Annotated in this window: 9 protein-coding genes, 7 tRNA genes and 2 rRNA genes; 16 read left to right on the top strand and 2 right to left on the bottom strand. The window is 30.4% G+C overall.

What is annotated here, in order from left to right:
- The 12 genes from OIO11_RS00210 to OIO11_RS00155 form a co-directional block, all read left to right on the top strand.
- Positions 1-90, top strand: a 23S ribosomal RNA gene (locus OIO11_RS00210); the annotation flags it as partial.
- 115 nt (positions 91-205) lie between these two features.
- Positions 206-322, top strand: a 5S ribosomal RNA gene (gene rrf, locus OIO11_RS00205).
- A gap of 5 nt (positions 323-327) precedes the next feature.
- A tRNA-Glu gene (locus OIO11_RS00200) sits at positions 328-402 on the top strand.
- Positions 403-411: 9 nt separating this feature from the next.
- Positions 412-487 (top strand) — tRNA-Val (locus OIO11_RS00195).
- A 10-nt stretch (positions 488-497) separates the two neighbouring features.
- Positions 498-574 (top strand) — tRNA-Asp (locus OIO11_RS00190).
- Positions 575-579: 5 nt separating this feature from the next.
- A tRNA-Gly gene (locus OIO11_RS00185) sits at positions 580-653 on the top strand.
- A gap of 6 nt (positions 654-659) precedes the next feature.
- Positions 660-736: transfer RNA gene (locus OIO11_RS00180), tRNA-Arg, on the top strand.
- Between the two features lie 6 nt (positions 737-742).
- Positions 743-818: transfer RNA gene (locus OIO11_RS00175), tRNA-His, on the top strand.
- A gap of 23 nt (positions 819-841) precedes the next feature.
- A tRNA-Ala gene (locus OIO11_RS00170) sits at positions 842-917 on the top strand.
- 166 nt (positions 918-1,083) lie between these two features.
- Complete coding sequence (locus OIO11_RS00165) at positions 1,084-1,311, top strand: hypothetical protein (RefSeq protein ID WP_268069328.1); 228 nt, start codon at positions 1,084-1,086, stop codon at positions 1,309-1,311.
- A gap of 319 nt (positions 1,312-1,630) precedes the next feature.
- Entirely contained in the window at positions 1,631-1,918 is a 288-nt protein-coding gene (locus OIO11_RS00160) for a hypothetical protein (RefSeq protein WP_268069327.1), read from the top strand.
- 53 nt (positions 1,919-1,971) lie between these two features.
- Positions 1,972-2,100, top strand: coding sequence for a hypothetical protein (locus tag OIO11_RS00155; RefSeq protein ID WP_268069326.1), 129 nt, complete (start codon positions 1,972-1,974; stop codon positions 2,098-2,100).
- A 179-nt stretch (positions 2,101-2,279) separates the two neighbouring features.
- Here the strand turns inward: OIO11_RS00155 and OIO11_RS00150 are convergent, their stop codons facing one another.
- Both OIO11_RS00150 and OIO11_RS00145 read right to left on the bottom strand, forming a co-directional pair.
- Positions 2,280-2,459, bottom strand: coding sequence for an alpha/beta-type small acid-soluble spore protein (locus OIO11_RS00150; RefSeq protein ID WP_268069325.1), 180 nt, complete (start codon positions 2,457-2,459; stop codon positions 2,280-2,282).
- 354 nt (positions 2,460-2,813) lie between these two features.
- Positions 2,814-2,993, bottom strand: a complete 180-nt coding sequence (locus tag OIO11_RS00145; RefSeq protein ID WP_268069324.1) for an alpha/beta-type small acid-soluble spore protein — start codon at positions 2,991-2,993, stop codon at positions 2,814-2,816.
- 263 nt (positions 2,994-3,256) lie between these two features.
- Between OIO11_RS00145 and OIO11_RS00140 the strand changes: the two genes are divergently transcribed.
- The 4 genes from OIO11_RS00140 (at position 3,257) to OIO11_RS00125 (ending at position 7,456) form a co-directional block, all read left to right on the top strand.
- Positions 3,257-4,327 (top strand): undecaprenyldiphospho-muramoylpentapeptide beta-N-acetylglucosaminyltransferase, encoded by a 1,071-nt coding sequence (locus OIO11_RS00140; RefSeq protein WP_268069323.1) that lies wholly within the window; start codon positions 3,257-3,259, stop codon positions 4,325-4,327.
- Positions 4,328-4,470: 143 nt separating this feature from the next.
- Positions 4,471-6,009: an MBL fold metallo-hydrolase RNA specificity domain-containing protein gene (locus OIO11_RS00135; RefSeq protein WP_268069322.1), complete on the top strand. Its 1,539-nt coding sequence runs from the start codon at positions 4,471-4,473 to the stop codon at positions 6,007-6,009.
- A gap of 170 nt (positions 6,010-6,179) precedes the next feature.
- Positions 6,180-6,818 carry a CAP domain-containing protein gene (locus OIO11_RS00130; RefSeq protein WP_268069321.1) on the top strand — a complete coding sequence of 213 codons (639 nt, stop codon included), beginning with the start codon at positions 6,180-6,182 and terminating at the stop codon, positions 6,816-6,818.
- Between the two features lie 128 nt (positions 6,819-6,946).
- Positions 6,947-7,456, top strand: a complete 510-nt coding sequence (locus tag OIO11_RS00125; protein ID WP_268069320.1) for a DUF2179 domain-containing protein — start codon at positions 6,947-6,949, stop codon at positions 7,454-7,456.
- Positions 7,457-7,482: the final 26 nt, after the last annotated feature.

Raw genomic sequence — 7,482 nt, 5'->3', positions numbered from 1 at the left:
CCCTGAAAGACTATCAGGTTGATAGGTTGGAGGTGTAAGTACAGTAATGTATTCAGCTGACCAATACTAATAGGTCGAGGGCTTGATCAAAAGTTTAATTCACTGTGCAATTTTGAAAGAATAATTCTTTCAATAAGGACACTCATTCAGCAGAGCTGATGAGTACCATATTTCTAAGAAATCAAAGATTTCAAGAACTATGGCATCTGGTGGTTATGGCTTGAAGGTAACACCCGTTCCCATTCCGAACACGAAGGTTAAGCTTCAAAGCGCCGATGGTACTGCACTGGAGACGGTGTGGAAGAGTAGGTCGCCGCCGGGTAATATGGCTCCTTGGTCAAGCGGTCAAGACACCACCCTTTCACGGTGGTAACAGGGGTTCGATTCCCCTAGGAGTCACCATTAGTTTGTGGGCGCATAGCTCAGCTGGGAGAGCACCTGCCTTACAAGCAGGGGGTCACAGGTTCGAGCCCTGTTGTGCCCACCACAAACAATTTGGCCTAGTGGCTCAGTTGGTTAGAGTACCGGCCTGTCACGCCGGGGGTCGAGGGTTCGAGTCCCTTCTAGGTCGCCACATAAGCGGGTATGGTTCAATGGTAGAACGTCAGCCTTCCAAGCTGAACACAGGGGTTCGATTCCCCTTACCCGCTCCAAAATATGCGTCTTTAGCTCAGCTGGATAGAGCAACGCCCTTCTAAGGCGTGGGCCAGGAGTTCGAATCTCTTAAGACGCACCATATATGGTGGACGTAGTTCAGTTGGTAGAGCGCCAGATTGTGGTTCTGGTTGTCGAGGGTTCGAGTCCCTTCGTCCACCCCACTTAAATTCATAAAATAATATATGGGGGTATAGCTCAGTTGGGAGAGCACCTGCCTTGCACGCAGGGGGTCAAGAGTTCGAATCTCTTTATCTCCACCAAAAGAATAGTCTTTATAGACTGTTCTTTTTTTATTAAATTAATTCATTAACATATTAACAATTATGTAAACTAAGATAATAATGTAAATTCTAAAATATAGGATATAAGAATAAAAGACTTTTCAAAGGATAAGCTAATGATAAAAGTAAGAAAGGAGTGCTGCAAATGAAAAGGAGCTATACAGAAAATAAACAGAATAAAATTCACCATAAAATAGATGAAATTAATGAGAAATATAATCCAGTGAGTAGTGAAGATGAATTTGCTGTAATAGGTAATAATACTGAATTAATCGATACACATGAATTAGGTACGAACATTGAAAGTAATCCATTCCCATTTAGTGAAGAAAGAAAACCATTTTATAAAGAAGATAATAAAAAACACTTTTAATATTATTATTTTATGAATTAAATAAAATTTATGGTAAAAAATAATATAGAAAATCATACAATTGATTTTAATTAGATATCATGCTAAACCTATAATAAAGAGGTGAAAAAAATGGCTAAAAAAGGTACAGAAAAACGTTCAGCATCTAAAGAATCAAATCAAAAGCATCAAACAAATAATCAGCGTGGAAATACAACTAAATAGGCTATATAAAAAATAATAAGTCATTCAATATATTGAATGGCTTATTATTTTAATTTAAAAGCATAGTATAAAAGAATCTTGTAAGCAAAAAATAATGTTGGAAAGGAGAATAGATATGATAGATTTTTATGAATATGGAGATTTAAAAGTAGAAGTTGAAAATTTACACAATGTTTTAATTAATAGACTTGGCACAGGAGAATACAGTACTAGTGATATTATATCTGCATATAAAGGAACTTATGAAAACGAGATGCAAACTGCATTAGGATTAACTTGGGATGCTTATTTTGGAGAAATATTAAAACAATGTGAAGGCAGAACTGGAGGAATGGTAATAAAAGAATTAAATACTGATGATAGAAATGAAGAAATGGGAACTTCACTATGGGAGGTATATTAATTGAATAATACTCATATGTGTGGGGAATATATTATTGGAAAGGAGTGAGTATTATGGCAACTAAATCAGAAAAAAATAGAAAAAATGATAATAAGACAACTAATCAAAAAAGTGCAAATCCAATTACTTTAGATGTTGACCCAGATATGAAAAAACCTACAAGAGGATTACCTAAGATTTAAAATAAATTAAGTTTCAATTAAGTGTTAGAACAACGTTCATTTTTAAGGCACAATAGAGAAAATAATTAAAATGTTAATTTAAGTTGACAAATAAAACGCATAAGACATTTGCCTTATGCGTTTTTCCTAATATAATCTGTAATTCCTTATTGTATCTTTAATTATAGATTATATATTTATTATAAACCTCTTTCATACTGAGCTACCATTCTTTTAACCATTTCTCCACCAACGCTACCACATTGTTTAGAAGTAAGGTTACCATTATATTCTGTAAAAGGTACACCCATTTCAGTAGCTACTTCTGTTTTAAATCTATTTAATCCCTGTTTAGCTTCTGGTACTAATTTTTGTGCCATTAATTTTCACCTCCTTTTTCCTTTGTAATAATAGCTTATCCATTATTCAGATATATATAATAGAAAATTAGAGGAAATTAAGGCACTTGTCTCTAAAATTAAATATGATTTCATAACAAACTATATTTTTCAATTATTATCGTGATACATGAATTATGATACCCTAAACCAAATAAAATATACTCTTAAGGTTAACAATATTTTGGATATAAAGTGAAACTTAATTTAGATAGAGTTTTTACTTCAGATAAATTCTAATTGCTAGTCAAGGGATAAAATTATATTAATACAAATAAAAAAGCAAGAGGGGTAAAATAACTACCTCTCCTACTTTTTATTTGCTTATATTAAAAATTATAAAGTTCTTTCGTATTGTTCTACCATCTTTTTAACCATTTCTCCACCAACGCTGCCGCATTGTTTAGAAGTAAGGTTACCATTGTAATCTGTAAAGTTTACTCCAAGTTCAGTAGCTGTTTCCATTTTAAATTTATTTAATCCTTGTTTAGCTTCTGGTATTAATTTTTGTGCCATAATATTTCCTCCTTTTTATTATAATGTTTTTTTAAATTGAAGAATTTATGTTACACTAGTATCTTAACCTATTTATTAAATATTATATTAGTATATTAGAGGTACAAGTTGAAGTTTGTACTTATTTTAGTAAAAAAAATATCATATGTTATTTTTTATTTAAAAAATTTTTATATTATAATTGACAAGGAATACTGAATAATAGACAATAAGTATGGAATAAAACTAAAATGTGAAGGTGATAGTAGTTGGGAGATGGTGATTTGAAAAAGCTAAAAATTATTATGACTGGAGGCGGTTCAGCCGGACACGTAACTCCTAATCTTGCACTCATACCTAAGTTGAAAGAATTAGGATATGAGATACAATATATAGGCACAGAAAATGGAATAGAAAGAAAGATAATTGAAAGTGAGAAAATAAAATATCATGTTATTTCCAGTGGGAAGTTAAGAAGATATTTTGATATAAAAAATTTTTCAGATCCTTTTAAGGTTATTAAAGGAGTATTTGAAGCAAAAAATATAATAAAAAGAGAAAAACCTAATATAGTTTTTTCAAAAGGGGGATTTGTATCAGTTCCAGTTGTAATGGGTGCATACTTGAATAGAGTTCCAGTTATTGTACATGAATCCGATATGACTCCTGGACTAGCAAATAAATTAGCTGTTCCATTTTGCACTAAAGTGTGTGTTACTTTTCATGAATCATTAAATAAAATAAAAAATAATAAAGGGGTTCTTACAGGAACACCTATCAGAAGTGAATTATTTGGAGGCAGTAAAATTAAAGGACGAAAAATATGCGGTTTTGAAGATGACAAACCTGTTCTAATGGTTATAGGGGGAAGTTTAGGTTCTAAAGTTATAAATGATGCTGTAAGAGAAGAATTAAATAAATTACTTATAAAATTTAATATTATTCATATATGTGGTAAAGGAAATTTAGAAGAAAAGCTAAAAAATGTAAAAGGTTATGTGCAATTTGAATATGTAAATGAAGAACTGCCACATTTAATGATTGCTGCAGACATATTTGTTTCAAGAGCAGGAGCAAATGTAATATTTGAACTGTTAGCCTTGAGAAAACCTAATTTATTAATACCGCTATCAGCTAACGCCAGTAGAGGAGATCAAATTTTGAATGCAGCTTCCTTTGAAAAAAATGGGTACAGTATGGTTTTGCAAGAGGGGGAGCTTAATAGTAATTTACTTATTAAGTCGTTAAATCAGCTGTATAGTGACAGGGATAAATATATGAAAAAGATGAACTCAAGTTCTATTAACAATGGTGTAGGTGAGATAATTAAATTAATAAAACAATATACTAAATAAATATAAAACAGTAATGAAATTAAGTTTTCGTTACTGTTTTATATTTATACACAAAAATAAAATTTAGAAAATTTTGAAAACAATCAATATATATAATATAATATGAATAACAACAATAATAATAGCAGACAGGGGGAATGATTATGAAAATAGAGTTTTATGGTGCAGCTAAATGTGTAACAGGTTCTTGTCATATTTTAAAGATAAATAATAAAACTGTTCTTTTAGATTGTGGACTTTATCAAGGAAAAGATGAAAAGGAAAGAGGAAACGATGAGTTTCATTTTGATCCCAAGTCAGTTGATTGTGTTATACTATCTCATGCACACATTGATCATAGTGGTAGAATTCCTTTGCTATATAAAAAAGGATTTAAAGGAGAAGTTTTGTGTACTAAAGCAACAAAGGAATTATGCAGTATAATGCTGCCAGACAGCGGATATATACAAGAAACAGAAATAGAGTGGAAAAATAGAAAAAGAATAAGGCAAGGGCTTCAGCCTGTAGAACCGTTATATACTGCTAAAATAGCTGAACTATCAATGTATTTATTCAGAGAATATAATTATGATGAATTTATTGAAGTTTTTGATGGACTTAAAATTAGGTTTAGAGATGCAGGACATTTGTTAGGTTCATCTATAGTAGAACTATACATTAAAGAAGAATATGAAGAAGAGATTAAAATTGTTTACACTGGAGATTTAGGCAACACTAATAAGCCTATAATAAAAGACCCTTCTTATATTGATTATGCTGATTATTTAATAATGGAAACAACATATGGTGATAGAGTACATGGTAATATTGATTGGTCTTTTAAAGAATTGGTAAATATCATAAAATACACCTTTGAAAGGGGTGGAAATGTAGTTATACCATCTTTTTCAGTAGGAAGAACTCAAGAGATTTTATATGCTTTAAATAAATATGTTGAAAATAATGAATTGGGAAATATAACTGTTTTCGTAGATAGTCCTCTTGCTGAAAATGCAACTAAAATATTTGAAAGATGTAGTGAATATTTTGACAAAGAAACTAAGGAATTATTATACAAAGGTATTAATCCTCTAAGATTTAAAGGATTGGTATTTACAAGTTCACCTCAACAATCAATAAAGATAAATAATATGGATAGTGGAGCTGTAATTATTTCAGCAAGTGGAATGTGTGAAGCAGGAAGAATTAAACATCATCTTAAGCACAATTTATGGAGAAAAGAGTCATCAATTGTATTTGTAGGATATCAAGCAGAGGGCACTTTAGGTAGATCCATATTGGATGGAAATAAAAAAGTTACCGTATTTGGAGAACCAATAGCTGTTAATGCCAAGATATATTCTCTTGAAGGATTATCAGGTCATGCTGACAGAGAAGGATTAATAAATTGGGTAGATAAATTCATGCAAAGACCAAAAGAAATACTGCTTGTTCATGGAGATGCAAAAGCACAAGAAAGCTTTAAAACACTTTTAGAATCAAAAAATTATACTGCAAGAATAATGGACATGGGAGAAAGCTATTATATCAATGAACACATGAAGCTTAATGATGAAAACATTAAATATAGAATAATTAAACTGTTAAATTCTATCGATAATATTGAAAATATGAGTAAGGATTTTTTAGCAAAAGAAATAAATAAAGTTATATATAAAGATGATAAAAAAATTAATAAATAGATATAAAATAGAAGCTGTAAAATAACTTATAGCTTCTATTTTAGTGTTAAGGAATATATTTATTAGAGGTTTTAGTTATTTTCTATAAATTACAAAAATAAAAAATTGGTATTTTGTAAAAAATAAATTATGAAAAATATTATAAAGCAATTACGATGAGAGGTGAAGTTATGAAAAAGAAAAATAGTATAAAGGTTTTATTATCAACATTATTTTTATTGTTAACCGTGAGTTTTAGCTCATCAGCACAAGAAATTAATTATAAAACTTTTGATTACTTAGTTAAACAGGGAGATAGTTTATGGAAAATATGTGTGAAGCATCAGATTGGCGTTTCAGAGGTATTATCAGTCAATCCTCAGATTGTTGATCCTAGTTTAATATATCCTAATCAAGTAATTAAGGTTCCAGATTTAAGCGAAGTAAAAAGATTAGAAAACGAAGTACTTAGATTGGTGAATGTTGAAAGGGGAAAGCAAGGACTAAAACCATTAAAAGCTAATTGGCAGCTATCAAGAGTTGCAAGATACAAATCACAGGATATGATAGATAAAAATTATTTTTCTCATACATCACCTGTATATGGATCTCCGTTTAATATGATCAAAAACTTTGGAATAAATTATAGAAGAGCTGGAGAAAACATAGCTTATGGACAAAGAACACCTGCTGAGGTAATGAAGGCTTGGATGAATTCTCCAGGACATAGACAAAACATACTAAACCCTAATTATTCCCAAATAGGTGTTGGTGCTGCTAAGGCAAAAAACGGACAGCTATATTGGACTCAAATGTTTATAGGGTGGTAGAGTATACAAAGAAGATAAGATGTTCTAGTAAATTTTATTAGGCATCTTATTTTTGTTTAAAAAAGCTGTTTAATAGTGTAGAATATAATAGCAAAGTAGTTTTATTTTACAACTAAGGAGAGAATGAAATGTCAACTTATATTTTTATATTTTTTGCAAAAATATTTGAAGTATCCTTAACTACTGTTAGAACTGTTTTTATAACAAGAGGGGAAAAGCTTTGGGCTGCTGTAATTGGTTTTTTTGAAGTATCAATTTGGCTTTATGTTATAGGTAGAGTATTAACGGGAATACAAGAAGACCCTAAAAAGATGATTATTTATGCATTAGGTTTTTCATGTGGAAATTACATAGGATGCATCATCGAAGATAAGTTAGCTTTGGGAGTTTTAACTATAAATGTTATAGTTACTGAGGAAGATAGTAAAGAACTTGCTCGTACATTGAGAGAGAAAAATGTAGGAGTAACTGTTATTGAAGGAGAAGGGATAAACACCAAAAAGAAAGTATTACTTATTCATGCTAAAAGAAGAAGGAAAAATGAAATTGTAAAGATTATAGAGAATACAAATATTCCTTCTGTTATATCTATCAATGAAACTAAAACAGTATATGGTGGTTATGGATTGAGAAAATAAGCAAAGGATAAAAATTAATAAGGCGA

It is taken from the genome of Clostridium sp. ZS2-4 (assembly GCF_026719745.1).
Lineage (GTDB): Bacteria > Bacillota > Clostridia > Clostridiales > Clostridiaceae > Clostridium_H.
The sequence above is the reverse complement of the archived record's forward strand: the minus strand, read 5'-3'. Positions and strand labels throughout refer to the sequence as shown.

Bases quoted from the DNA above. Each gene is read 5' to 3' on its own strand.
- OIO11_RS00165 (WP_268069328.1), top strand. From the start codon at position 1,084: ATGAAAAGGAGCTATACAGAAAATAAACAGAATAAAATTCACCATAAA.
- OIO11_RS00160 (WP_268069327.1), top strand. From the start codon at position 1,631: ATGATAGATTTTTATGAATATGGAGATTTAAAAGTAGAAGTTGAAAAT.
- OIO11_RS00155 (WP_268069326.1), top strand. From the start codon at position 1,972: ATGGCAACTAAATCAGAAAAAAATAGAAAAAATGATAATAAGACAACT.
- OIO11_RS00150 (WP_268069325.1), bottom strand. From the start codon at position 2,459: ATGGCACAAAAATTAGTACCAGAAGCTAAACAGGGATTAAATAGATTT.
- OIO11_RS00145 (WP_268069324.1), bottom strand. From the start codon at position 2,993: ATGGCACAAAAATTAATACCAGAAGCTAAACAAGGATTAAATAAATTT.
- OIO11_RS00135 (WP_268069322.1), top strand. From the start codon at position 4,471: ATGAAAATAGAGTTTTATGGTGCAGCTAAATGTGTAACAGGTTCTTGT.
- OIO11_RS00130 (WP_268069321.1), top strand. From the start codon at position 6,180: ATGAAAAAGAAAAATAGTATAAAGGTTTTATTATCAACATTATTTTTA.
- OIO11_RS00125 (WP_268069320.1), top strand. From the start codon at position 6,947: ATGTCAACTTATATTTTTATATTTTTTGCAAAAATATTTGAAGTATCC.